General features: G+C 48.7%; 11 protein-coding genes. 1 reads left to right on the top strand and 10 read right to left on the bottom strand.

Annotated elements, in window-relative coordinates; translation table 11 throughout:
• From MY7_RS07490 to MY7_RS07450, 9 genes are all read right to left on the bottom strand, one after another.
• On the bottom strand, window positions 1–14,949 hold the full coding sequence (locus MY7_RS07490) for a non-ribosomal peptide synthetase (RefSeq protein ID WP_007611567.1): 14,949 nt from the start codon (window positions 14,947–14,949) through the stop codon (window positions 1–3).
• A gap of 39 nt (window positions 14,950–14,988) precedes the next feature.
• Complete coding sequence (locus MY7_RS07485; RefSeq protein ID WP_003154094.1) at window positions 14,989–15,738, bottom strand: polyketide synthase; 750 nt, start codon at window positions 15,736–15,738, stop codon at window positions 14,989–14,991.
• A gap of 9 nt (window positions 15,739–15,747) precedes the next feature.
• A complete protein-coding gene (locus MY7_RS07480) occupies window positions 15,748–16,521 on the bottom strand; it encodes an enoyl-CoA hydratase/isomerase (protein ID WP_007611565.1) in 774 nt (257 codons plus the stop codon).
• A complete protein-coding gene (locus MY7_RS07475; RefSeq protein ID WP_007611563.1) occupies window positions 16,518–17,780 on the bottom strand; it encodes a hydroxymethylglutaryl-CoA synthase family protein in 1,263 nt (420 codons plus the stop codon). Before MY7_RS07475 ends, MY7_RS07480 begins: the two co-directional genes overlap by 4 nt.
• A gap of 51 nt (window positions 17,781–17,831) precedes the next feature.
• Window positions 17,832–18,080 carry an acyl carrier protein gene (locus tag MY7_RS07470; protein WP_007611561.1) on the bottom strand — a complete coding sequence of 83 codons (249 nt, stop codon included), beginning with the start codon at window positions 18,078–18,080 and terminating at the stop codon, window positions 17,832–17,834.
• A gap of 65 nt (window positions 18,081–18,145) precedes the next feature.
• Window positions 18,146–20,386, bottom strand: coding sequence for an ACP S-malonyltransferase (gene fabD, locus MY7_RS07465; RefSeq protein WP_007611559.1), 2,241 nt, complete (start codon window positions 20,384–20,386; stop codon window positions 18,146–18,148).
• Between the two features lies 1 nt (window position 20,387).
• Entirely contained in the window at window positions 20,388–21,362 is a 975-nt protein-coding gene (locus MY7_RS07460; RefSeq protein ID WP_007611555.1) for an acyltransferase domain-containing protein, read from the bottom strand.
• 137 nt (window positions 21,363–21,499) lie between these two features.
• Window positions 21,500–22,369, bottom strand: a complete 870-nt coding sequence (gene fabD / locus MY7_RS07455; protein ID WP_029325915.1) for an ACP S-malonyltransferase — start codon at window positions 22,367–22,369, stop codon at window positions 21,500–21,502.
• A 314-nt stretch (window positions 22,370–22,683) separates the two neighbouring features.
• Window positions 22,684–23,361 carry an MBL fold metallo-hydrolase gene (locus MY7_RS07450; protein WP_029325914.1) on the bottom strand — a complete coding sequence of 226 codons (678 nt, stop codon included), beginning with the start codon at window positions 23,359–23,361 and terminating at the stop codon, window positions 22,684–22,686.
• Between the two features lie 955 nt (window positions 23,362–24,316).
• Here MY7_RS07450 and MY7_RS07445 point away from each other — a divergent pair.
• A complete protein-coding gene (locus MY7_RS07445; RefSeq protein WP_007611548.1) occupies window positions 24,317–24,526 on the top strand; it encodes a hypothetical protein in 210 nt (69 codons plus the stop codon).
• A gap of 401 nt (window positions 24,527–24,927) precedes the next feature.
• Here MY7_RS07445 and mutL read toward each other — a convergent pair whose 3' ends face one another.
• Window positions 24,928–26,802, bottom strand: a complete 1,875-nt coding sequence (gene mutL, locus MY7_RS07440) for a DNA mismatch repair endonuclease MutL (protein WP_029325913.1) — start codon at window positions 26,800–26,802, stop codon at window positions 24,928–24,930.
• Window positions 26,803–26,814 lie beyond the last annotated feature (12 nt).

Below are 26,814 nucleotides of genomic sequence, written 5' to 3'. Positions count from 1 at the left end.
TTAAACCTCCACTTCATAGGTATCCCAGATGTTTGCCGCAGCTTTTTCGTTCGTTTCTTCTTTGCTGTCCGGCGAAATCAGCCGCTTATTTAATGCAGGCGGTGTTAAAGGATGGCGCTTGATTCGGCGCCCTTCGTCTTCCTGCCACGCTTCCACAATGACGTGGGCGTTTGTTCCGCCGTCGGCAAAGCAGTTAATTCCTGCCGCCGGCATTGGTGACGGCCAGTCTGCCAGAGTGCGGCTGAACTGAATATTGGCCTTTTCTCTATCAAAATGTGTGTTTTCATGCTCGCCTGATAAAAACGGGATAAAGCTCTTTTCTTTCAGCATAAGCACAACTTTTATGAAACTTGCAATTCCTTCCGCGCAAAGCGGGTGCCCGATGTTCGGTTTCACAGATCCGATTCCGAGCGGGCCGGCGTCTTTTGAACGGTAGACGGATTGAATGGCCTTCAGTTCTAACAGATCCGTCACGACCGTGCCTGAACCGTTCGCTTCAATATGAGTAATGTCTTCCGGCTGTTTTCCGCTTTTTTCAAGAGCCGTCTTCATGACGGATTTTTGCGCTTCCAGACTCGGCGTAGCCGGGCCTGCCGTTCTTCCGTCATTATTGACGGATGCCGCCTTCACTACGGCATAAATAGAATCTCCGTCTTCAATCGCCTGCGACACAGTTTTTAAAAGAACCATTCCGACACCCTCGCCCAGCACGACTCCATCGGCGCGTTCGTCAAATACATGGAACGACTGCGCTTTACTTAATATGCCGCGCTGTTCAAATAATTTATGGGTTTCCTCTGATTCAAACAGGCTCACCCCGCCGACGACGGCCGCTTTTATTTCTCCTGTTACAAGAGCCTGCACGGCCATATTCATTCCGACTAAAGCAGAAGAACAAGCTGTATCGAGGACAACGCTCGGGCCGCGCATATCAAAATATTGAGAGAGATTGGCGGCCAAATAATTCTGACCCAGCGCGACGATCGGGTTTTTCGCGTCCAGCAGTTTCTCTTCACCCGGTCTGTGACGGCTGCGTCCGCCGAGATACACACCTATTGCTTCTCCCTTTATCTCATCCGGCGTATAGCCAGCGTGAAACCATAGGTTAAGGCATTCTTCCAGAGCGGCCAAAGCTTGAGGGTCCATTGCCTTTACATCTTCTTCAGCCAGTAAAAAGAAGTCCGGATCAAATTGATGAATTCCATCAAGCACCCCCGCGTAATAAGGCGTCTTCAAACCCCATCGCTCAGCCGGAACAGGACCGATAGCCGAACGGCCTTCAGCCAAAAGCGACCAGTACGCCTCTAAGGAAGCCGCCCCCGGAAACCGGCAGGACATGCCGACGACCGCGATATCTTCCCGGTGAATCTGTTTTCCGGCCGCCTCTTCTTGCACCTTAACGGCTTGTGTTTCAATCACCGGCTCCGCCGGCTTCTTCTTAACAGGCTCCGCCGCCAAATCAAACCGTTCTGACAAAACTTCTGTATATCCTTCGAGAAGCCAATTTGCGAAAGATTGAATCGTCGGATATTCATACAGAATGGACGGGTCAAGCGATGCCGAGAGATTCCGATTGATCCGCTGCAGAAGCTGAGCAAGAATAATGGAATCCACTCCGTAATCTTGGAATAATACGTCTGTCTCAAGCTGGTCCTGGTCAATCCGCAGCTCTTCAGAAAATAATTCTTTCAGCCATTCTTCTGTTTTCCTTGTTAATTGAGCGTTGTCTGCGGCAGCATAAGCGGTTTTTTCCGCCGGTTTTACCATAGCCGGACTCATTGGCTGATCCTGCCTGCTCCGCCGCAGGAATCGCTCCGGCTTCCACAGCTTAGGATTCAGAACGGCCGGCAGCACCGGGCCCCTTGCTGATTCAAGAAGTATTCCGTCAAGGAGCTGTAATCCTTCTGCATTCGTGATGCTGTATAGCCCGCTCTCTTTATAAGCTTTGTTCGTTACTTCGCCCATTCCCGTTTCTTTCCAGTTCGGCCACTGAATGCTTACGATCGGCAGCTGCTCTTTGTATGAGTTTGCAAAATAGTCCATATACGCATTGGCCATGGCATAGTCGGCCTGTCCTGCCGAAAGCGCCGGTATCGCAGCTGACACGGAAGAGAACAAGACGAAAAACTTCAGCGGCTCTTCGCTGAGCACACTGTATAACGCCTGAAGCCCGTCTACTTTCGGCTCGAGCACGCGCTGTATGTCTTCATCGGTTTTTCTGATGAATGCGAGCGTCTCTTTATCGGTCACACCCGCGCAGTGAATCACGCCGCCGATAGGTCCGAGCGTCTGTTTTATCTGACTCAGTTCCTGTCTCAGCCCGGCTTCATCAGCTAACGGGACTGACAAAACCTTCACTTGTACACCTTTGGATTCCAAGTCGAGAACAGCTTCAATTTTCGCTTTTACAGAAGCCGTCACCCCATTCAGTCCGCCCGTCCACTCACTTCGCGGCGGAAGGGTCTCACGGCCTGTAAGCACCAGTTTTTTCACTCCGTAATGTTCGGCAAAATGGCGTGCGCATAAAAGACCGATCCCCCTCGTCCCCCCGGTGATCAGAAGCACATGGTTGTCCGGAAAATCAATTCTCTCGCCTTGCATATTCATATTTTCTGATCCGCTTAATACAGCGCGGTAGCGCAAGCCGTCCCTCCGGCAAACTTCCGCGTCATCAGTGCGGGCATGAAACTCATCGGCAATCTGCTTCGCCAGTTCGTCATCCGAAAGCGCTCCTTCAAGGTCGAGATGCCTTGAAGACAGGTGACCGTACTCGCATGCCAGCATTCTGTACAGACCGGCCCGTTTTGCTCCTGTTGTTTGATTGGCCTCTTTATTTAATGACTCAAGGTCTTTCGTGACACAAAGCAGTGTCATCCCTTCTTTATGCCCATGCTCAATCAATTGCTGAAGCCATTTGATTCCGGCCATGTCTTGAGAATCTTCTTTCGCAGCGCCGAGGAGGTCGATGACTCCGTCAAACGCCTGCCAGTCATATTCACCGGTAAGGTCTGATGATGTGATGATACGGTGATTCGGCATATGCGCTGCGATCTCTTCTGCGAGATTGATCGTGTCCCCGCCTGTCAAAATCGCAACGGAACGTGCGCACGGTTCACGCAGTTCGAGCGGGCTCAGTTCCCATTGTTTCGTCAAAATACGTTTCATCCGTTCCTCTGTATGGACCTTCTTTTTGTCAGGATTCTCAGGCACCCAATATGTGTCTTTTGCGAACGGATAAGACGGAAGACTGAGTAAACGCGGCGTACCCTTTTCATACAGCCGGTTCCAATTCAATACGCCGCCTTTCACCCATACCTCTGCCAGCTTGGCGAATTTGCCTTTTTTAATCCAGGCGTCAATGACGATGTCCATATCTTCATCTGCCGTGAACAAGGCAAACGTATCTTTATTGCGGTGAGACTGGCCGGTATACAGCCCGGCGATGTTTTTCTCATTTTTCGTAAATGCTTCCAGCTTTGTTTCCAATTCCGCCATCGTCGCTGCAAGAATGGCCAAGCGCTCTTCCATTTCGTCCCTTCCGGTTTGCAGCGTATAAGCGACGCCAGCCAAGTCTTGATCTGTATACGGCGTTTGACGGATCGCTTTTTGCAGCTGCTGCGCCTGTTCAAACAGTTTTTCTTTTGATTTGGCGGACAAAAGGATGATTGCCGGATTTTCCGGGCTGTGCTCAGGCTGAGCGGCTGCTTTCGGGACATACTCTTCAATGATGATATGGGCGTTGACCCCGCCGATGCCAAACGAGCTGACCCCGGCCCGGCGCGGAATGGCATTTCCGTTTCTATCTTTTGCTGCCGTCCATTCCTGATTTTCCCGCACGATGTAGAAAGGACTGTCATCGAGCTGAATGTACGGATTGATCGTCTCGCAATGCAGGCTTTTCACCAGCGTTTTGTGCTTCATTTGCAAAAGCACTTTCATCACGCCTGATACCCCCGCGGCAAGCTCTAAATGGCCGATATTGCTTTTGACCGAACCGATGCCGCAGCGGTGACCGGAGACTTCAGGCTCTTGATTTGTTTTCGCCAGCTCGTGAAACGCCGCTTTCAGACCGTTTATTTCAATCGGGTCGCCCAATTCCGTTCCTGTACCGTGCGCTTCAATATACGTGACGGTGCTCGGGTCCACTCCCGCTTTCCGGTATGCTTTCACCAATAAATCAGCCTGCAGTTTCGGATTCGGCGAGGTTAACGTATTCGCCCGGCCGCCGTGGTTTTCAGCCGTACCGCGGATCACGCCGTAAATCGGATTGCCGTCACGTTCTGCATCTGTCAGTTTCTTCAGCATCAGAATTCCCGCGCCTTCTCCTCTGACATACCCGTTGGCATCTTTGGAGAAGGTTTTGCATTTTCCGTCTTTACTGAGCATGCCTGCTTTGCTGTAGCTGATATGCGCTTCTTCCGTCAGAATCGTATTGATTCCCCCGGCAATCGCCATGTCGCATTCTCCGTTTTCTATAGCGGATACCGCCCGGTGAATCGCCACAAGCGAGCTTGAACATGCCGTTTCAATCGGCTCGCTCGGCCCGTGAAGATTTAACAAATAGCTCAAACGGTTCGGACCTATGGAAGGAATCATGCTGCCTGTCGCCGCATGTCCTTCCGGCGCAAGACCTGCCCTTGTGAACAAATCTTTATAACCGGTATTTCCGGTGCCGATAAAGACGCCCGTATTTGTGCCGGAAAGGCTTTCCGGCTTACAGCCCGCATCTTCTATCGCCCGCCATGCATAAGTCAATAACAGCCGCTGCTGCGGATCTAAATATTGGGCTTCCCGCGGTGAAATCCCAAAGAACAGCGGATCAAATTCAGCTATTCCGTCAATAAAGCCGCCCCACTTGATATTCGTTTTGTTCCCTTCAAGATTCGGGTCGCCATCAAACGCTTGCCAATCCCAGCGTTCTTTCGGAATGGTTGTGATCGAATCCTTTCCTTCTTTCAAATTGCGCCAAAATTCCTCTATATCCTTTGCACCCGGGAATCGGCCGCTGATTCCGACAATGGCAACCGGGTCCAAGCGGCGCGGCTTTTGTGTCGCTGCCGCGGCGTTCATTACCGTTGCGAAGCGCTTTTTCCGCTGCATTTTCGGTTTTTGGGCTTTTGGCTGCGCTTTTTTCGGAGACTCTTTCTTCTTTTCGCCGAAACGGCCCGGATGCTCTTTTGCCAAATATCCGGCGAGACCGCTGATCGTTCCGTACTCAAAGAAAATCGTCGGCGCCAGCTCCAGCTGATACGCTTCATTTAATTGATTCGTAAAGACGGTAAACGATACGGAATCAAAACCGTATTCACTCAATTCCGTATCTGTCTCAACGTCCTCACGGTCAACTTTTAAAATGCCGCTTACCATGGCTGTCAAAGCGGTGTGAAGCGTTTGAAGGGATTCTTCTGCATCGTGTTTTTCTTCCGGCTGAGATGGAAGGCCGGCTTCTGCCTCATCCGTCAAATACTCTGCTAAACTGCGGATCGTCCCGTGTTCGAAGAAGATCGTCGGCGCCAGCTCCAGCTGATACGCTTCATTTAATTGATTCGTAAAGACGGTAAACGATACGGAATCAAAACCGTATTCACTCAGGTCCGTATCAATATCGATCTCGTCTTGGCCGACTTTTAAAATTGAACTGACCAATCTGATAAGCGCACCGTGCCATTTGTCTCCCGAAACGGCGGATACAGGCTCTATACTCTGCACCTGCGGCTTTTCAGTTTCAGAAACGGATAGGAACGACTGTTTTAATTTTGCTGCGTGTCCTTCGGCTGCTAAAAGCTGCGGCTTTTCCTGAGCCATCCCTTCATAAAATGCAGCCAGGCCTGACGCCTTTTGAAGCGGAACCATGCCGAAAGCTTTTTTCATCATTCTCTCCGTCTCGTCTCCCGCCTGCATCCCGCCATCTTTCCACAGCGTCCAGTTAAAGGCGACCGTTTTTCCGTGCCGAAGGCCATTCTCCGTAAGGGATTGCCTGTAAGCGGCGTATGCATCCATAAACGCGTTGCCGGCGGCATAATCAGCCTGCCCGACATTGCCGAGAACGCCGGAAACACTGGAGAACAATACGAAAAAGTCAAGATTGCAGTCTTTGCTGGCTTCATCTAAATAAGCGGTTCCGATGACTTTCGGATCAAGCACTTCCCTGAACTCTTCCTTCGTTTTTTGCAGCAGGAAGCGGTCTTGTATCACTCCCGCAGCGTGAATAATTCCGTTAAGCTTTCCGAAATCCGCCGTAATCTCTTTTATCAGCGCTTCATTTTCCCGCCGGTCTGCCGCATTCAGCTTTTTGTAGACGACATTTGCGCCTGAGTGCTGAAGCATAGCAAGCTCACGCTGTTTGGCTTCTGTCAGATTTGAGCGGCCGGTCAGAATGATTTTCGGATGTTTTACGCGACCTGCGATTTCTTTTGCGAACATCAACCCCAGGCTTCCTGCCCCTCCGGTAATCAGATATACGCCTTCGTCCTTCCAGACGATGCCGCCCCCTGCGGGATGCATTTCTTCCCAAGCCTTCACATACCGTTTTTCTCCTTTATAACGGATATGTTTATCATGCGGCCGATGACTGTCGTTTTTCAGTTTTTGAGCGACAGCCGGCATTTCGCCGATTGATTCCATTTCGATGAGCTGACAGTCAAGTTTTCCGTATTCCAGCTCGGCTGTTTTTAACAAACCTGTTAACCCCGCAAACAATTGCTGGCTGCCGTCTGCTGAAATAACAGTCTGAATCAGAATGCGGCCCTGCCTTTTTTCGCTGATGATCTGCCGGATGTGTTCAGCGATTGTCTGCGCAAAGCTTTGGAAGCGTTCAGCGGCTGTTTCACCCTCACCTTCTGCAATCAGCAGTTCGGCGTCTTTCAGGCCGGTTGCCGCTTCATCTTTTATACGGCCGGCATCTTCACAAAGTATGATCAAATGCTCATCAGCATGGACAGAGGCTTTCTCGGATGCGGCGGCTTCTTTCCAGACCGGTGCAAACAAGACCTTTTCCGAGCCTGATGGCGGCTGAGCCGATTCTGCATCGCCTTCAAGCACTCTCGTGGAGAATCCTCTCACCTTCACGCAAAGCGCTCCTGTTTCGTCGAACAAGTCAATGTCGGCTTTCTGCACGGAATCACCGGTTTGATATCCTTCACTGAAGCGTGCATGCGCCCGCATAGTCGGCGTGCATGCTTTGATGACTTCAAGATATTCCAGCGCAAACGGCAGAATCAGCTTTTGTCCGGAAAACTCCTGCATAATGCAGATCGTCGCCGTCTGAATAGCCGAATCAATGATGCTCGGATGAAGCGTAAATTGTCCGTTTGTGTGAGAAACAGAATCCGGAAGCTGTATGTCCGAAAGCACTTCTTTCTCGCCGATAAAGGCGGACTTAATGCCTTGGAAGGCTTTTCCGTGGAACATCCCCCTGCTCCGGCCTTCCCGATAAAAGGCCGCCGGATCAAGAATGTCCGCTGTGCATCTGTTTTGTATGGCAGAAAGGTCTGTCTCAGGATCTTGTTCAGCCTTTATGATTTCGGCCCGTCCTTGGCTGTGCAGCACTTCTTCATCGTCAGCGTTTACGCTGTAAATGTCATATGAGATGATGCCGTCCTCTTCAGGGAACAGCGCAATATGGACCTGGCGCTCTTGTTCATGAACGACGATCGGTTTCATCCAGATGGTATGATGGAGCGTTATTCTGTCTTGGTCTTTTAATAAGCCGCCAAGCGCCCGTTTTACCGCTTCATAAGACATTTCCAAATATGCCGCTCCCGGCAGCACCGCTTTTTCCCTGACCACATGATCCTTCAGGAAAAATTCTGAGCCTGTAAACTGTGAGCTGAACCGCTGAACGGCCAAATCTGACGTATTTTGCTGCACGAGCGGGTGTAAAACTGAGACTCCGTTGTGTGCGGCAGATGTGTTCTTTTCTGCTTTTTTCGGCCAGTACGGCTCCTTTGCAAACGGGTAGACCGGCACGCTGATTCGTTTCGGATGCTTGTCTTTGTAAAGCTTGTGCCAATTGATGGCGACACCTTTACTCCACATTTCACAGAGCCTCGATCCTTTTCCTTTCGCAAGCCATTTCTCAATGAGTTCAGCGCTGTCATCATCATCAGAAAGCCAGGCAATATCTTTCGCCTGCTGTTTTTCTCCTCTGAAGCAGCCTGTTACAGCCGGCTTATCATTGATAAAATCGGCAAGCTGCCGCTTCAGCTCCGCAATGCCGCTTGTGATAAAGGCAGCGCGCTCTTCCATCGCTTCCCTTCCGACTTGGAACGTGTAGGCAAGATCAGCAAGGTCGGCGTCCGTTTTTCTTTCCAGAAAAGCCAGCAGCTGTTTTGCGTACTCCTTCAGACGATCTTTTTTTCTGGCAGACAACGGAATGATGAACGGACCGGCAGCGTCTGCTGCTTCGGATGCATCCGGATATTGTTCAAAAATCGCGTGTGTGTTTGTTCCGCCAAGACCGAAAGAGCTTAAAGCCATGCGGTGCGCTCTGTTCTCACGGGTTAACTCTTTCTTTTCTTCCGCTACGTAAAACGGAGAGTCTTCTAAATGAAGATTCGGGTTCGGCTCTTTGTAATTGATGCTCGGCGCGATTTCCTGATGATATAAGCTCATAACAACCTTGATGCAGCCCGCCATTCCGGCCGCTGTATCCAAATGCCCGAGATTTGTTTTGACTGAACCGATGCCGCAGTATTGTTTTTTATCTGTATATCGGCCGTACACCGATTGAAGTGCAGACAGTTCGATCGGATCGCCGAGTTTTGTTCCCGTGCCGTGAGCTTCGACGTACGCGATCGTTTCAGGATGGATGCCCGTCTGATCAATGACCTTCTGAATGACCTCAGCCTGTCCTTTGACGCTCGGCGCATAAAATCCGACCTTATCCGCTCCGTCGTTATTGACGCCGATTCCGCGCAGCAGCGCATAAATATGGTCGCCGTCCTTAACGGCATCAGACGCTTTTTTCAAGAGCACGGCGCCGGCCCCTTCACCGCCGATCATTCCGTCAGCATCCGCGTCAAACGCTTTAATATGCCCGTCGCTTGAAAAGTTCAGCCCCGGCTGATGAACATATCCGGCGCTTGATTCCGTATGAAGGGTCGCACCGCCGACGAGGGCGTACTTGGCTTCGCCGGACTGCAGGCTTTGAAAAGCCGAATGCAGGCCGATTAACGAAGATGAGCAGTTGGCATGGACAAAATAGCTCGGCCCTTTCAACCCGAGTTTATGAGAAATCATCGTCGGAATCGTACCGCTTTGGGCAAGCACCCATGACACGTAGCCATCCGGCGTTTCCAGCTGTGCTGTCGTCTCCTCCGGCAGCAGGCTGCGGTAAGAGTTCGTGCTGGCAGACATATACACGCTTGTTTCCGGAATTTCTTTGGAGATATATCCCGCATCCTCGATTGCCTTCCATGAATGGAGCAAAAGCATTCTCAGCTGAGGATCCATATATTCCGCATCTTTCGGTGAAAAGCCGAAGAAACCGGGATCAAACATTTCTTTCCCTTCTAAAACTGATTTAGCCGGAACGAAGCCAGGATGATCAGCCAGTTCTTCAGAAATACCGAACCGGCGGAGCTCCTCTTTTGAAAAGAAGGTGATGCTTTCTTTGCCTTCTTTGATGCTATTCCAAAATTCATAATGATCTTTCGCTCCCGGAAACTCACAGGATATACCGATAACCGCAAGGCTGTCCTCGTAATAATCGGGAAATTCTCCCGCCGGATGTTCCCGGTCTTCTGCATTCACTTTCTTTTGCGGTACAGGAGCCCAAACGGCTTCTTTCGGTTTTTGTTCAGCGATATACCGGCTGATGTCTTTTACCGTCGCGTATTCAAACAGCTCCGTTACACTGAATTCACAATCCAATTCCTGTGTCATCCGGTCAGTGACAGTCACGGCAAGAAGCGAATCTCCCCCGGCATCAAAAAAGCGGTCATCAAGCTCTATATCTTTGCTTTTCAATACATCCTGCCAAATCGCCAGTACCGCCTGCTGGATATGAGATGATGAAAATGTTTGTGTGTCCGGCTGCTTTTCCGTCAGATCGCGGGCAGCAAGAAGCTTGCGGTCCACTTTTCCGTTCGGTGTGAGCGGCAGCTCTTCAAGACGGATAAACGAAGCTGGCGTCATATAGGCCGGCAGCGCTTGCTTCAAATGATTGCGCAATTCCTTTGCAGACGGAAGCGGCTCTCCGTTTTTCCGGATATAAAACGCGCAAAGCTTTTCATTTCCGGAGTGATTGTTCACAACCACTACACTTTCCTGTACGGCCGGATGGGCATTCAGCCTGCTCTCAATATCTCCGGGTTCAATGCGGTATCCGCGGATTTTGACTTGGGTATCCATCCGTCCCATGTATTCAATGCGGCCGCCGGGAAGAAAACGCGCCATATCGCCTGTTTTATAAAGCTTTGATCCCAGTTCGAGCCGGTGGCTGACGAAAGCTTTATCTGTCAGCTCAGGCTTGTTGAAATACCCTCTTGCCAATCCGTCTCCCGCAATACAAAGTTCTCCCGGCACCCCTTCTAAAACAGGGTTGAGACCGGAATCCATAATATACACGCGGGTATTGGCGATCGGGCGCCCGATCGTAAGCGCGCTCTCATTTTCCGTAATCCGCTGCACCGCGGACCAGATTGTCGTCTCTGTCGGCCCGAACATATTCCAAGCCTCGCTTTTCGTATCGAGAAACTGCTGCTTCAATTGTTCGCTAAGCGCCTCTCCGCCGCAAAGGATTTTCACATGTTCTTCATTTGACCATCCGGAATGAAAGAGCATTTTCCACGTAAACGGCGTCGCCTGCATGATCGTCGGTTTGTACTCTTGAATCAGCTCTTTCAGCTTCCGTGCGTCTTTTGTGACTTCTGTCTTACAGATGTTGCACTCCGCTCCTTTGATTAAAGGAAGGTAAAGCTCCAGGGCCGCGATGTCAAAGCAATATGTCGTGACGGCAAGCAGTTTATCTTCGGACGAAAGCCCCGGTTCATTCGCCATCGAGAGTAAGAAATTGGTCAGCGCCCGGTGCGGAATCATCACGCCTTTCGGTTTGCCCGTGCTGCCCGACGTGTAAATGACATACGCCAGATCGTCAGGTGTCACTAACCGCTTCAGCGACGTTCTTTCCGCGGCTGTACTTTCAATATGAGACCAATCGCGGTCAATGGCAGTGGTCTGCACGCCTCCCCAGTTCAAAGAGTGCTCTAAATCAGCTGTCGTCAGGCACATTGAAATCCTGCTGTCGGCGATCATATATTCCAATCTGTCAGCGGGATAAGAAGGATCAAGGGGCACATACGCTCCCCCGGCTTTTAAAATACCGAGAAGGCCGACAGCCATATGCAATGATCGGTCTGTATAAATGCCGATGAGATCATCAGGGCCTGCACCGTGCGCCTGCAAATAGAGCGCCAGCTTCGTGCTTTTTTCATCAAGCTCACGGTACGTCAGCTTGTGCTGTTCATACACGACCGCACAAGCGTCCGGCGTTTCTGCCGCCTGACGTTCGAATAATTCATGGAAGCAGGCATCCGGATATTCACGGCTTGTTTCATTCCAAGTCTTAAGAATCATGTGCTCCTCTCTTTTTGTCATGAGAGAAACGTTCTCAAGCGGCGTATCCGGATTCGCCGTCAAAGCTTCAGCAGCCTGTACAAATTGGCTGAAAAGTCTGGCCGCCCCCGCTTCGTCGAATAATTCGGTGCTGTATTTAATCGTAAGATCCATGCCCGATGCTTCTTCCCACATTTCAAATACAAGATCATATTCCCCCTCCTGATGAATGTCTTTTACAAACTCACAGGAGAATTCCTTGTATTCATCAAGCATCGATTGATAGCTTGAATGCTGCAGAAAGTTCTGATAGAAAAAGGCATTGCTGAAAACAGGCGAACCGTTCTGCCGGGGGTTCGCATGCACATCACGCACCATTTTCGGAAACGGATAAAATGAGTGATCCAGTCCGTCCAGAACGGCATCCTGCACCTTTTGAACAAAGTCAGCAAATGTTTCTTTTCGTCCGGCTCTGCTCCGTATGGGAAGCATGTTGAGGAAATGGCCGACCACTCCGTCAAAGCGTTCTTCGGGTCTGACCATTGCAGGCATGCCTGTCACAATATCTTCCTTATCCGTATATTTGCTTAAAAGCACCATGTAACAGCTCAGCATGACGGTAGACAAATGAATCGAACGGGATGCGGCAAACGCCGTTATATTATTCAGCAGCCGTTCGGGAAGACGGCGTGTCATCGTATCTTCTGTAAACTCCGGAACACTGCTGTCCGTGCGCGTCGGCGGAAGCTGAAGGTCAGGCAGATCGCCCCCGAGCTGTTTCATCCAGTAAGCGCGGGCAGTTTTGCTTTCTTCACCCGCTAAATACCGCTTTTCCCAAGCCGCGAAATCGGGATGAATGCCGGGAGCAGCGGCCGCAAACTCTTCTTTTCCCTCCATCAGCGCCTGATAATGACCCAGCAGACTGTGAATAAATGTAATGGATGAAATGCCGTCAAACACGATGTGGTGAATGACCGTCAAAAGATAATGTTCCTCGGCGGATTTTGAAAGCAGCTGCACGCGCAGCAAAGGCCCGCCTTCTTTGACAAACGGCTCTTTCACTTTTTTTCGTATCAGAGCGGATATTTGTGATTCATTGACGTCAGAAATATCTTCTTCCGAGAATACAAAAGGATCTGCCGCTTCTATGAAATATAACCCGCCGTCTGTTTCATTCACGGCGCTTTTGAGCATCGGATGCTGCTTTAATACGAGCTGAAACGCCTGTTTCAGTTTCTCTTTGTCGATTCCGGATGTGAATCGGAAACAGAGCGGGACATGGTATGCAGTCGTTTCAGGCGACATTTTCTGCAATGTCCACAGCCCTTTTTGGACTTCTGAAAGCGCTGGCGCCGTTTGCCGTCTCTCCCGTTCTGCCGGCGGTTCGGCTTTTTGGGGATGATGCTCCGCTGACATGTTTGCCGCTTTTTCAGCAGTATAAGCCGCTAAAGTGCCAATCGTCGGGTTTTTGTGCAGCTCTCTTGTCGTCAGCCGGATGTGATACGTTTTTTCAATTGATCTGGCGAGTTTCATCATCTTGATGGAATTGACGCCAAGACTTTGAAACGGCGTATTTGGATCAACGAGCTCATCCGCGATGGAAAGTTCCTCTTTCAGAAAACGGATAAAATCCCGTTCAATATCTTTCTCGGCAGAAGCGGTTTCTGAATTGCCGCCTTCTTGCCTGCTATTATGTAAAGAATCAAATTGCCCTTGTTCGAATGAATGTTTCAGCTGAGTGCGCTGGATTTTCCCGATCGCCGTCTTAGGAATGTCTTCTTTTGCGACCGGAAGCAGATAATCAGGGGTAACGCCGATTCTCTGTGTCACGTGCTGGTGAATGTGATGAAGAAGCTTCGTCATGCGGTTCTCATCCAACGGAACAGATGTCACAAAGAAAATCGCCAGCTCATCTGTCGTGCTTTGATTCGGCCGGACGGCGCATGCCGCTGTATAAGACGTTTCAATTTCCGGCAATTCCTCAACGGCTGATTCAATGGCATGACTGTAATAATTCACACCGTTAATAATGATGGCATCTTTCGTGCGCCCTGTTATCGTCAGGCGGCCTTCACGCAGAAATCCGAGATCTCCCGTTTCAAACCAGCCGTCTTCTGTAAAGACACTCTCATTTAAGTCCGGGCGCTCATAATATCCGCTCGTTACAGTCAGACCCGACACTTGGAAGCGGCCGATTTCTCCTTCTTCCACCACTTGATTGCGGTCATCCGTAATTCTCATATTAAATCCCGGGATCGGCAGACCGATCTCGACGAAACGATCGTCGTCACTCGTGTTTTCCAGTGTAAACTCATCTGAGAAAATAACGCCTGAAGACGTTTCGGACATTCCCCATGCGGGTCGGATGGCATTAGCCGGCAGACCGTGCGGCTCTAAAAGCTCCATAATTCTGCGTCCGACTTTCGCAACCGCGGCCTCCCCGCCGTTCAGCATGTAACGCATGGAAGATAAGTCCCATTTCCGCGTTTGAATCTCTTCTGCAAAATCGGCAAGCAGTCCAAAGGCAAAATTGGGAGCCCACGTAACCGAAGCGCGGTAATGATCAATCAGGTCGAGCCATTTTAAAGGGTCCATCAAAATGGATTCGCTCGGTATGTTGATTTCCTCACATCCGAGATAAACATCACGCAGATGAAGCATTCCGATGCCGCCGACATGGTCAAAAGGCATCCAGTTAAACGTGACATCCTCACTTGTATAGCCCTGCATCTGAATATTTCCTTTGACCATGCAGACGATGTTTTCATGGCTGAGCATCACGGCTTTCGGCGTGCCCGTGCTTCCCGAGGTCAAAAGCAGCATCGCCAAATCTTCCGGACGGGGATGATGACAGTCCGTATCCATTTCGTGCGCACTGAGATCTTCTGCCGCCAAAGCGCAAAACCCGGAAAGCTCCTGCTCCTCCGCCCATTCAGTCATCTCCGGCAGCACGTCACGGCTTGTGATGACATACGGCCGATTCAACAGCATCCAGGCGTCTTTCAGTTTTTGCGTCCCGCTGTTCATTTCTGTATAAGCCGGAGCGGCCGCAAGCGGAACCGGGATCGCTCCTAAAAAAACACAGCCCCAAAAAGCAGGAATCAGCTGGGAATTGTCACTGAGCTGTAATATGACTTCATCCTGAGCCTTCACTCCTGATTGGCGGAGCCCTTTCACAATCGAAAGAGCGATCTTTTTCAGGCCGCTGTAAGTCTGGTACACTTTGGTGCCGTCAGGCTGTATATATGTGATGCCCTTTTGATCTCCCGCTGCCGCGGCGGTTTTGTGCAGGACTTCAGGAATCGTCATCGGCTGATCCGCTGAAAGCCGCAATGATTTTCCATAGCTGACAGATGGCTTGAGTAACCCGCTTGCCTTCATATCACTTTTCATAGAGCTGCCTCCATTTCATCTGTATGTAAGATGTATGTCTTATACTCCGTACATCGTCGTGATTCGTTTTTTCACTTCATCATCATGAAACGTCTCATCGTGCATGATTAACTCCTTCTCAATGACGGCCGGAAGCTGCTCGCGAAACGGCGTCACCAAGTGCCTTTTCAATGTAATTAAAGAGTTTCTCGGTTTTTCCGCAAGCTCACGGGCCAATTCCTGCGCATAGTCTAATACTTCCTGCCGAGGAAGCACCGGAAAAGGCACTCCTCTTTTCTCCAGGTCACCGCCGCGGTAGTGGCCGCCGTTTAACAGCATTTCATGGCCGAGGCTTGCCCCAAGCTTCTCCGGAACGATAAAGGTAGCGCCCATTCCGGGGGTGAAACCGTATTTCATAAAGTTTGCGGTATACACGCTTTCTTTGCTTAAAATGACAAAATCACTGAAAAGCCCCATGACAAACCCGCCTCCGATTCCGTGGCCCTGCATGGCGGAAATGACGGGGATATCACATTCCAGCGCCAAAGAGTACATGCGGTCTTCCGTAAACTTCGTGATGCCCTGCTGAATCCTGAGCAGGCCTTCCTGTGTGCCTCCGGAAGCAAAGTAATGGCCGTATCCTGTTAAGATCACAGCTTTATAGACTGACGATTTTTTTATACGGGTGAATGCTTCCATCAATCCATCCGTCAGTTCTTTGGAGAAGGCGTTTTTATGGGCTTTATCCTGCATTGTCACTTGGATAATATCCGGTTCAATTTCGAGCAGTTCAACTGCGGCGTTCGGCATGATATCCTCCTAACTGTTCTCCGTTTCCCAAGGAAGCCGCCCCGTTTCTGCATAACGGGTGATGGCTGATTGGTTATCCGGATCTGAAAACATCGCTTGATTTTCGGCTAGAGCAATGGATTTCGAACGATGAACAAGGTCGTTTAAGGAATCCATGTATTTTTTATAGCGGACGACTGCTTTTTTCGACAGCGGGCGGAGGCGCAGCAAATGCTTTCTCAACTCTGTTGCTGAGTCCGGGACGCATACGTCACAAAGTCCCCATTCAAGCGCCTGGCGTGCCGGCACGGGCTTTGTCATGATCGTCATATAATGCGCCTTTTGAAATCCGATTCTTTGAATTAAAAACGGCAGAACGCAGGCTGGATAAAGTCCGAATAACAGTTCAGATAAACTGAACGAAGCACTCTCCTCTGCAATGACGATATCGCAGGCGGCGGCAAAACCGACACCTCCCGCATTTACTTTTCCGCGGACGCGGGCGATTGTGATGTACGGCCCGGATTTTAATGCCAGCCACAAACGGTAAAGCGGCTCCTGCGATTCCGCATGCTGCATTCCCTGCCTCATTTTCCGGTACATCTCATCAAAATCCGCCCCGAAACAAAATACCTCCGGCTGCCCTTCAAGCACTACGGAGGTCACGGAGTCTTCACATTCAGAAAGAACGTGCAGGCATTCCTCCACTAAACACTCATTAATCGTATTGTTGGCTTCAGGCCGATCAAAGGTGATGAAGCAGACATTTTGCTGAAAACGGACGTTTATCGTTTCATAGGTCACGGGATCCACCTGTATTTCCGATGAAATTCCGTGATTTCTTCCAAATACAAACGAGGGCTTCCGGTATGATGGTCTAAAATGTTCGGAATCATATTCACATCCAATTTGACATTCCGGGTTCCAAACTTCACCAAACCGCTGCCTTTAAACAGTTCTTCATATTCTTCCATGGACAGCCTGTATCTGTTGTTCAAGTGCTCTTCTATTTTGAAAGAATGCTGCCGCGTTTGTCCTTCAGGCGTCACAACGCCGCTGTAAAATTCTGAACAGCACCCGGAGCCGTAGGAGAAACAGCCGATCCGCTTAGAAGTGCCGAATGCCCCTTGGTCAATCGTGCTTGCAAGAGCCAGTAAAGAGGCTGCTCCCATAATGTTTCCGACTCTTTGGCAGTAGCGGAGCCCCGGCTCTACTCTGGCTTGAAAATCCTGTTCGATTTCAGCGTTTTTCGCTTTTGCAAGCTTGCGCATCATCGTCCGGTGGGCTCCTTTGACCATGCCGCCAAACGGTGTATGGAAGGCAAGATAGTGAAACGTCTCTTTGTAGTCAGCGCCCGGCACACGGTTTTTGTACTCGCGAAATGTCTGTTCACAGCAATCGAGATAAGACATCAATGACAAGTCGGCGTCACCGGCTTCACTGTCCGGGATCGGACGGCATGTATCCATTACCTCATAGCCGTAATAGCCGTTGGCGCCCGCATCCGCCTGAAATACAATGGGATTTTCACCGATCAATAAGGCGACGGCACCCGCTCCGGCGCTCGGTTCTGCGTAAGACCAATCCTCGCTTAACGCATCGCCGCCTTCGGCAATTAAAAACCGGGAAATATCCGTCGCGACGACAAGCGCCTTCGCTCCGGGGGATGTCTGCGACAAAATAAAATTAAGCGCCATCTGCAAGCCCGCCGTTCCTGAATAACAGGCTTGCTTCAGTTCAAATAAACGGCAGTTCCGGTTGAGGCCTAAGTGATCATGAATATATGTACTGAGTGATTTTCCGAAGTCGATGCCGGACTCCGAGCAGGTAATCAGCAGCTCGATTCTGTCTTTTTCAGCCTCTGTCAATCGGTCGATAATCGGCTTTGCCGCGTTAACGCCGAATGTAACGGGGTCTTCGTACGGAAGCGCCACCGCTTTTTCTTTCATCAGTAAATTCTCAAATCTGGCAGGGTCTAAGTTTCTGTACTCCGCCAGCTGCATGACATCAAGGTATGCTGTCCCGCCAAACACATTTATCGCTTCTATTCCGGCAGCCGCCATGAACTTCGCCTCCAATATGAATTTTGAGTTTCCGATTGTTTCACCGCTTTATCAGACAGCCTGTACCTTTTCATAAAGCTTTTCCGCCAATTCGCCGATGTTTGACACTCCCGTCAGCTCAACACGCGGGATCTGCAGTGATAATTCTTCAAGCATCATCGTGATAATTTCGGCGCGGTCCACTGAATCCGCCCCCAGATCAACTAAACGGTCTTCCGGTGAAAGCTGTTCGCCTTCTAAATCAGGCAAAACCTCGTAGATTGTGTTCTGCAGCAATTCAAAGATTCTTTCTTTACTCATTGTCAGTTCCTCCCTGTTTCATCTTTTATGAATATTCCATGTTTTCAATCTATCATTTCGTCTTGTCAACACGTTTGCAAAAATGAACCTAACTTCTGATTCAAAAGCGAGGCCGTCTCTTCCATAAGCCGCAGGCCGATACCATCGGCATGGCGGTTTTTCCAGGACTCCAGCTCCGTACCTTTCACCCATTGATTGAAGGCGCCTAATGCCGGGCCGCAATGAATCTGGAAGTCTACCTTGGCATCCGGGTCTCCTTTAATCGCCGAAGCAGAACTTTGCCTGAAATACCATTTGAATATGAGCGCCATTTTCTGTTTCGGATTCTGTTCGGCTTTTGAAATGTCTTCATTCGAATAATGAGCCTTCACTTTGTCATAAATACTGCTTACACTTGCCTTAAAATACTTCTCTTCTATTTGTCTGAGTGTCTTTTCATCAATTTCTTCAATTGAGCGGTGACGCTGATACAGTTCATGCAGCTTAGAGGCGCGGGTCGGAAAGAACAGCCCTTTCTTTAATACCTGCACCTTGCTGCCTGATTCAAACATATCGCCGGCCGGCGCGTAGGCCGTGTCCTGTACATTCATCTGCTGCAGGAGGTCCTTTACGAGGCCGCTCGTCGCTGCTTCAACGGTGCATTGGTTAATAGATCCGGTCACAATAAAATCAGCGCCGAGCATAAATGCGGCCATGGCAGCCTCGGGCGTTCCGATTCCCCCTGCGGCTCCGATGCGGACGGTTTTGCCGTATCGGTATTTTTTCATCATGTCATCTCGTAAACGGATGATCGCCGGCATGAGACTATAAGCAACCCCGCCGTCAGTGTGGCCGCCTGAATCAGCCTCTACGCAGATGTCATGCGCAACAGGTATTTCTCTCATCAGACTTGCTTCTTCTGCGGTAATTTTGTTTTCGGCTGCAAGTTTCTGCAGAATGTGATCAGGCGCCGGGCTGAGAAACGCTTCCGCTACTTCCGGACGGGACAGCTTGGCGATAATCCGCTGACGGGCTATTATTTGTCCGCCGGCACCGCGTTTTAACCCCTTAGCGCGAAACCTTACTAAAGCGGGAGTAACCGTTAAAAACGCTGATGCTTCCAAGTTCTGAATCCCATGCTTCAATAAAAGATCAATCATTTTTTCTTCTGAATCTGTATGCTTCATATTATGTACAACATTTATGCCGAAGGAACCGCCGTCACGAAGCTCATGCTGAATTGACAAAATAGCGTCCTCAACGTGCGCGATGTTCAAACCGCCCGTTCCGAAAAAGCCCATCATTCCTTTTTCGGCCAGTTTGACGACCATTTCCTTCGAAGAAATTCCGCGGTACATGCCGCCAGCCAAGTAGGCGTATTTCAATTGATAATCGCGCTTAAACTCTTCATTCCCTAAAGACGCCGCCGTAATTGAGCTTTTTCCAGCCTCGGCCGGGACTTTGATTTCATCTGTTATCGGCTCCGCTTCAGCCGTAATTCTTTGAATCAGCCCCGTCAGCACTTTTCCGGGACCGATTTCCTCAAAGCTCATGTTCTTTCTTCCCATTAAGAAACGGATGCTGTCTGTCCAGTTCACAGATCCCGTTATTTGTCCGGTGAGTGTCTCTTTCAGCTCTCTCTGCTCATAGGGTCTTGCCGTCACATTTGAAATGACCGGGATGGACAGCGGCTTAAAACGGAAAGATTCAATAAAGCGTGAAAACTCTTCCTTCGCTTCCAGCATGTATCTGGAATGAAAGGCGCCGCTGACATTTAAGCGGTGAACCATTTTTACGCCGTTTACGGCTTCAAAAACGGATGCGGCTTTTTCAATATCTTCTTTATATCCGGAAATGACAATTTGCTGCGGTGTGTTCATGTTGGCGATATCAATCATATCCAAGTGATTTTCTCTTAAAACATCCGTCACCTGCTCATGGGTCAGGCCGATCACCGCTGCCATGCCGCCTCCTTTTGCGCGGCTCATCAGTTCGCCCCTTTTTTTGACCAGCTGTAAGCCTTCTTCAAAATCAAAGGCGCCCGAAGCGTATAACGCGTTATATTCGCCCAAACTGTGTCCGGCGGTAAAATCCGGTTTCAAGCCGGTCTCTTCTGTTTTTTTCAAATAACTGAGGGCATTGACGACATAGAGCGCCGGCTGAGTGAATTGAGTCTGATTGAGACGTTCTCCGTCCCGGCACAGCTCCTGAATGGAATATCCGAGAATGTGATCGGCCTTTGCGGTTAATTCAGGATAGCGGCCGAACAGGTTCTCCCCCATCCCTACTTTTTGCGAGCCTTGGCCTGGAAAAACAAAGCTGATCATCTTACAGTCTCCTTCCGGGCGGTGATAAAATGCTGTCTTCTATTTGCTGCAAATGTGTTTGTTCTTTATGAAACGGCGTCATAATGGCACGGATGCGTTCAGCCGATCCTGCAGGAAGAATCTGTTTGGCAAATGCGGCCAATGTTCCGGAAGGCCCGGCATCAATATACAATCCTTTTTGGCGGCTGTCTGCGAATTGAAGCGCTTCGCGGAATCGAATCGGCTTTCTTACGATATCCCAGAAAAAGTCCGCTTGTATATCGGTCTCAGCCTCTCCGGTCGCACTGGAGATGTACGGTATAAACGGAGTCCGGATTGATTTCTGAGCTAAAAAGCGCTTGTACGGCTGTTCCGCCTGATCAACCAGCGCTGAGTGAAACCCGTAAGATACCGGCAATAGCTGATGAGGAATCTGCTTTTCTCTCAGATCGTCCATGATCTTTTTGATATGTTCCCGCTCTCCTGAGATGACAAAGTGAGAATGATAGTTTACAGATGCCAATTCACTATGTTCGCCGAGCAGCGGATCATCTTGATATAAAGCCGGATCACCCAGTATCGCAAGCATGCTGCCGTTACGGCAAGTTTCCGTAACGATTCGGGCCTGTTCCAGCACGCAATCTAAAGCATCCTCGGCGCTCAGCACGCCCGACACAGCGGCCGCTGCATACTCTCCGAGGCTTGCTCCGATCACATAATCGGGACGTATGCCTCTTTGCTCCAAAGTATATGCAAGTGCGTACTCAGCCATAAAAATGGCAGGATGGCTGAAAAGAAGGCGGTCAAATGGATCAGACAGACGATTGCCTGTATGATACATCTCTTTTAGGACAGAGTAACCGAAACGGTTGACTGCAAAATCGTCCAAGTCAAGCATTTTCTGCCGAAAAGCGGCGTTATGTGCAAACAGCTCTTTCCCCATTTGATAGTATTGGGAACCCTGTCCAGAAAACATGAAAACAATTGGCTGGTTCATCTGTTCTCCTTTTTGCTCTTTATTTTTTCAAAATATTGATTTGTGAGTGTTTCGTGATGTCGTGTGCAGGTGAAGTGGTCGTGATGTTGTATGGCTGGGCACTATTGTGTGAGATAAGAATTTTGTCTTGCGTTCCGCTACATGGCGGGTGAAGCTTCAGTTTCTTTTTTGATGCGGTGAATAAGTCCTGTCAGCACCTGGCCCGGGCCGACTTCTTCAAATTCCATCCGCCCTTTGTCCAGCAGATAGCGGATGCTGTCGTTCCATCGCACTGAATGGTCGATCTGATCGGCCAGAACGGAGTGGATTCCGTCTTGCTCATAAGGTCTGGCATGCACATTAGAAATGACAGGAATTGATATAGCAGAAAAATGAAATGACTGTAAAAATTTTTCGAACTCTTGTTTTGCTTCACTCATATATCTCGAGTGAAAAGCGCCGCTTACGTTTAACGGATGAAACATCGTAACGTCTTTTAATCCTTCGAATACGCTTTTGGCTCTTTCAATGTCTTCTTTGCGTCCGGATATGACAACTTGGTGAGGAGAATTCATATTGGCAATATCAATCGTATGTAATCCGTGCGTTTGAAGGGCGTCTGACACTTGAGCTGCAGTTAACCCCATAACAGCGGCCATTTTTCCGTCAGTGGCCATACTCATTAATTCGCCTCTTTTACGGACAAGCTGCAGACCGGTAATAAAATCAAAAGCACCTGCTGCAAACAGCGCATTATATTCTCCCAAACTGTGGCCGGCCACATAATCCGGCTTTATGTCATTGTCTTGGATTTTTTTCAAATAGCTTAACGCGTTTACAACATATAAAGCAGGCTGGGTGAACTGCGTCTTGTGAAGGTTGGAATACGGATTCTCAAGACAAAGCCGTTTCATAGAATATCCGAGTGTTTCATCAGCCTGCTCCGTTAAGTCTTTAAATTCATCAAACAATGAGCTCCCCATTCCCTGCTTTTGAGAACCTTGTCCGGGGAATAAGTATGTGATCATTTTCTCAGCCATCCTTTCTCGGATTCAGATAAGAAGCATGTTCAAGTTGATAGTAACTTCACAAAAATACCATGTCAAGTTAATTTATCCTATGCGAACTCCTGAATAATACCTATTTTTCCCTGTCGGAAGGCGGACTCAGGGCTTTCGGAACAGGCGTAAGCAGAATGTCCCATCCGGCCTGCCCGGCGTTCTCTTCCGCAAACTCCCGTTACTCAGCCATTCATCACCAGAAATCTAGTAATAACTTCCATTCCATTTCAGAAGTTCCTTGCCTCAAAAGAAAAGCTAGTTAGATAGAACTAAATTACACATTACTTAAAATGAAACAGCCCTTTTTGATTTTTTCTGTTGCGGAAATTCACAAAATGTTCTTTTTTTTCAATCTGAAAGTAAATATTGTTTTTCAAAAGACTCTCCATTTTTTGACCCGGCTTCTCCCCGAAGGAGTGCCCCGGATACACACGCACATGCGAGGGAATGGAGGCTTTGATCCTCTGTATACTGTGAAACATATCTTCAGCTGAGCTGCCCCTGTCCTCACATATACCGCACCCTTCTGTAAACACGGTGTCACCGGTAAAAAGATGATCAGATAGCAAATAGCACATTCCCCCGGCCGTATGTCCCGGGGTCAATATACTTCTGATGATAAACCCTCCGGCCGCAAAGGTTTGGCCGTCTTCAAGCGCTATTAAGTTTCTGCACCGGAATTGATAGAAATCGATTTCCGCCGACGACATGTATATATCAGAATGATAGATTTGCTGAAGCGGCTCCGCCAAGTTTACATGGTCATAATGCGAATGTGTTAATAAAATAGCTGATAAATCAACATCCAATTCATGCAGTTTATCGGTTACTTTATCGATTTCCCAGGACGGGTCCACCGCTATCGCAGATTTTTTTGAGCGGTCTGCGATAATATAACAATAGTTGGACCACATCTGGTGATAAGTTTTGATTTGATGCACTTCATATGTATGATCCATTGTCACCATTCCCATTTAAAAGATCCGGGCAGACTGCTGCCGCCGCCCAGCCGACTGTAACCACTTTACCAGATGACACCACGTTTTTCCATGGATTTTCCGGTAAAGTTAAAAAAACTTTCTGCTCCCGCCAAAAGCACCAGTCTGGACCTTTTTTACAAATTGCTATGCTGATATATAAGGAAATTAGAATATTAATTTAGATGAATTCTTTAGGGAATTTTATTCAGAAAATGAAGGATGAATATGGGTTTCAGATAAAAAGAAAACAAATTGAGCTTTTGTTTTGAAAAGCAATTGCCGAAGGGGATAATCAGTTTTTAGAAATGATCCGCAATCAAGATTATTATTTTAATCCTTTTCTTCAAGATAAACGAAACCATACGGGCTCTCGAAATATATCAGAATACCTTAGTTCTTACACCGAATTCAACGTTATGTTGACATTAACATAATTGAACTTAGAAAAGTACGGCGTGATTTACACTCTTTTCAAATCAGCCCTAGCTGCAACAATTCACGAAAGCGCCGCTCAGCTTTTTACTGTGCAAAAACAAAACTAACATAAAATCATTAAGTGTAAAAAGTAAATATTAAACATTAGACAAATAGACTATGTTATATGGGTCGGAGTTTACCGCTCAAGGTAAATTGCCCTGGGATGCAAAAGCACTAAGAGCAGATTGGGATGCAATACCTGCTAAAGTTAAAGCCGCTATGGGCGGAATCGGCGTTTTGAAATAATTCTTAATACGATCGACAATTTTACTGGTGCAGTTGAAGATGCGTGCTATGCGGGTGCTCTAAAAGAACTGGCAACCCAACAGCCGCTTGGTGGATTACTAAAACTCTTAGGCTTCTCATTTAAACGGGGCTATTGTTGGTGTTTAACAAATTTATCCTGTGTTAAGCTTTAAAGTGATTATTTTCTAAAGTGTTAAGATCGGGGGTAACTATGGAAGATAAAAGTAATGCTGAACCGAGCCCAAAAGCCATAAGAATTCTAACTTACATCATTCCTATAGTTTTAATAGGGCTTATCCTTGTTCTTAAGAATATTAATACCGCAGCAGCAGAAATTTCATTTTATATTGTTGCTATCGGTGTGGTTCTCTTAGTGGTTTTCAGTTTGATCAAAAATAGAAAAAACCGCAGGAAGAACTAAATGTAAGGGGGGCTAATTACTAGTCCCCCTTGACTAACTTGCGGATAGTATAACCCGCCAAATTCCAATTTTATTTAAATTCTTCACAAATAACATGAGATTTTTCAGGAACCGTTTTCTCCAATTATTTCACTATTAATGCAGTCAATTGACGATATAGACGGTTACACCAAACACAGGATACTACATCGCCAACCCCAAATACTCTCCAAAAACAATTTTTATATGACAGAAAAGCAGCTGGATGTTAAACAAATCATTTTCATGATTGACGGCATACCGATGCAACAATTATGCCAGAAATTAAAAAACTCAAAAGTTATCTCTGAACGGCTGGGTCATTCAAACTAGTAAGGCTGCTTGTGGGCAAATAACGGTTTAGTCTCACATAAACGTTGTTATTACATCACACGCTTAAACATCTTCTCCATCTCATACGTACTGTGGTGGATAATGATTGGCCGGCCGTGCGGGCATGTGAACGGGTCTGTCGTTCGGCGCAGGTCGTCCAAGAGCGCTTTGATTTCGTCGTTTCGCAAATGGCGGTTCGCTTTGATTGAGCCTTTGCAGCTCATCATAATGGCCGCTTCCTCCCGCAGTTTTTTAATATCGATCTGTTTGGCGTCAAGCACCTGCTGAATGATTTCTTCAATCAGTTCAGCTTCTTCCCCTTTTGGAAACCAGGCCGGATGGCAGCGGACGATGTAGCTGTTCGTGCCGAATGCTTCTAAAAATACTCCGACGCTTTCAAGCTCATGCTGATGCTGGTCAATGATCAGCGCTTCATTTGCCGCGTAATGAAAGGTGAGCGGCACGATCATATCCTGCACTTCAGGCTCGACCTGCCCGACTTTCTCCCGGAAATATTCGTATTTAATCCGTTCTTGGGCCGCATGCTGGTCAATGATATACAAGCCGTTTTCGTTTTGGGCTAAAATATATGTCCCGTGCATTTGGCCGATCGGATACATCACCGGAACTCTTTCTTCACGTGTTTCTTCAGAGACAGCTTCCGGTTCCGGAATATCGGAAACAGGCGCTGCCGTTTCGGGCATACCGATCTCCGGCGGCACTCCGTGATCCGCTTCATTCGGGAGGATCTCTTCTTCTATTATTACCGGCTCAGGCTCTTTTACGACCGAACTCAGCTTCATTGGTGAGTAAGACGGCTCCGGCGTTTTTTCAGGAAGTTTCCGCTCAGGCGCGCTTTCCTCGAATGTCATAAATTGCTGTTCGTTTTTGGCCGGTGCCGGCGCTGATTTTTTCGGGAGCTGGGCGCTCGGAATAAGCCGCTGCTTTTGAAACACTTCCTTTATCCCGTCACGGATCAGCTCATGCAGCTCCGTCTCTTTGCTGAGGCGGACTTCAAGCTTCGACGGATGGACATTGACATCAACCAAAATCGGGTCCATCGTAATTTCGATAAACGTAATCGGATGGCGGCCGATCGGCAGAAGTGTGTGATAGCCCTCATGCACCGCTTTTACAAGCGGGAAATTCTTAATGTATCTTCCGTTAATGACAGATGACATGTAGTTTCTGGATGCACGCGTGATTTCCGGAAGCGCAATGTAGCCCTTGACTTCAAAATCAAGCGAGCTGACATGGAGCGGTATCATTTTTTTCGCAACCGCCGTCCCGTAAATTGCGGCCAGCACATGGCGCACGTCCCCGTTACCGTTTGTCTGCAGCAGATTTTTCCCCTGATGGCGGAGACGGATGGATACTTCCGGATGCGCAAGAGCGATCCGGTTGACAACATCCGTAATATTGCCGAGCTCCGTATGCACGGTTTTCATATATTTCAATCTGGCGGGTGTATTGAAAAACAGGTTGGTAACGATAATCTCCGTTCCTTTTCTGCTGGAGGATTTCTGTTCAGAAATGATATTCCCGCCCTGAAGAATGAGATGGGTGCCCGCTCCCTCGCCGATGCTCGTTTTGATTTCCAGATGAGAAACAGACGCGATACTTGGCAAAGCTTCTCCGCGGAAACCGAGGGTTCTCACCCGGAACAGGTCGTTTTCATCTTTGATTTTACTGGTCGCGTGGCGGCGGAAAGCCCGCTTGCAATCATCGGTTTCCATCCCTTCGCCGTTATCGAGCACCCGAATCGACGAAAGCCCCGCTTCCTCTATGTCGATTTCAATGACTGTGCTGTTTGCGTCGATGGCGTTTTCCACCAATTCTTTAACGACTGAGGCAGGCCGTTCGACCACCTCGCCGGCCGCTATTTTATTTGAAAGTTCATCTGACAGCTGGATGACTTTTGCCAAGTCCGTCACCTC

Source organism: Bacillus sp. 5B6 (assembly GCF_000259405.1).
GTDB classification, from domain to species: domain Bacteria; phylum Bacillota; class Bacilli; order Bacillales; family Bacillaceae; genus Bacillus; species Bacillus velezensis.
Note: the sequence above shows the minus strand (reverse complement) of the source record. Positions and strands in the feature narration are given on the sequence as shown.

Coding starts and splice junctions, on each gene's coding strand:
- MY7_RS07490 (WP_007611567.1), bottom strand. CDS start 14,949: ATGAAAAGTGATATGAAGGCAAGCGGGTTACTCAAGCCATCTGTCAGC.
- MY7_RS07485 (WP_003154094.1), bottom strand. CDS start 15,738: ATGCCGAACGCCGCAGTTGAACTGCTCGAAATTGAACCGGATATTATC.
- MY7_RS07475 (WP_007611563.1), bottom strand. CDS start 17,780: ATGGCGGCTGCCGGAATAGAAGCGATAAATGTGTTTGGCGGGACAGCA.
- MY7_RS07470 (WP_007611561.1), bottom strand. CDS start 18,080: ATGAGTAAAGAAAGAATCTTTGAATTGCTGCAGAACACAATCTACGAG.
- fabD (WP_007611559.1), bottom strand. CDS start 20,386: ATGATCAGCTTTGTTTTTCCAGGCCAAGGCTCGCAAAAAGTAGGGATG.
- MY7_RS07460 (WP_007611555.1), bottom strand. CDS start 21,362: ATGAACCAGCCAATTGTTTTCATGTTTTCTGGACAGGGTTCCCAATAC.
- fabD (WP_029325915.1), bottom strand. CDS start 22,369: ATGATCACATACTTATTCCCCGGACAAGGTTCTCAAAAGCAGGGAATG.
- MY7_RS07450 (WP_029325914.1), bottom strand. CDS start 23,361: ATGGATCATACATATGAAGTGCATCAAATCAAAACTTATCACCAGATG.
- MY7_RS07445 (WP_007611548.1), top strand. CDS start 24,317: ATGGAAGATAAAAGTAATGCTGAACCGAGCCCAAAAGCCATAAGAATT.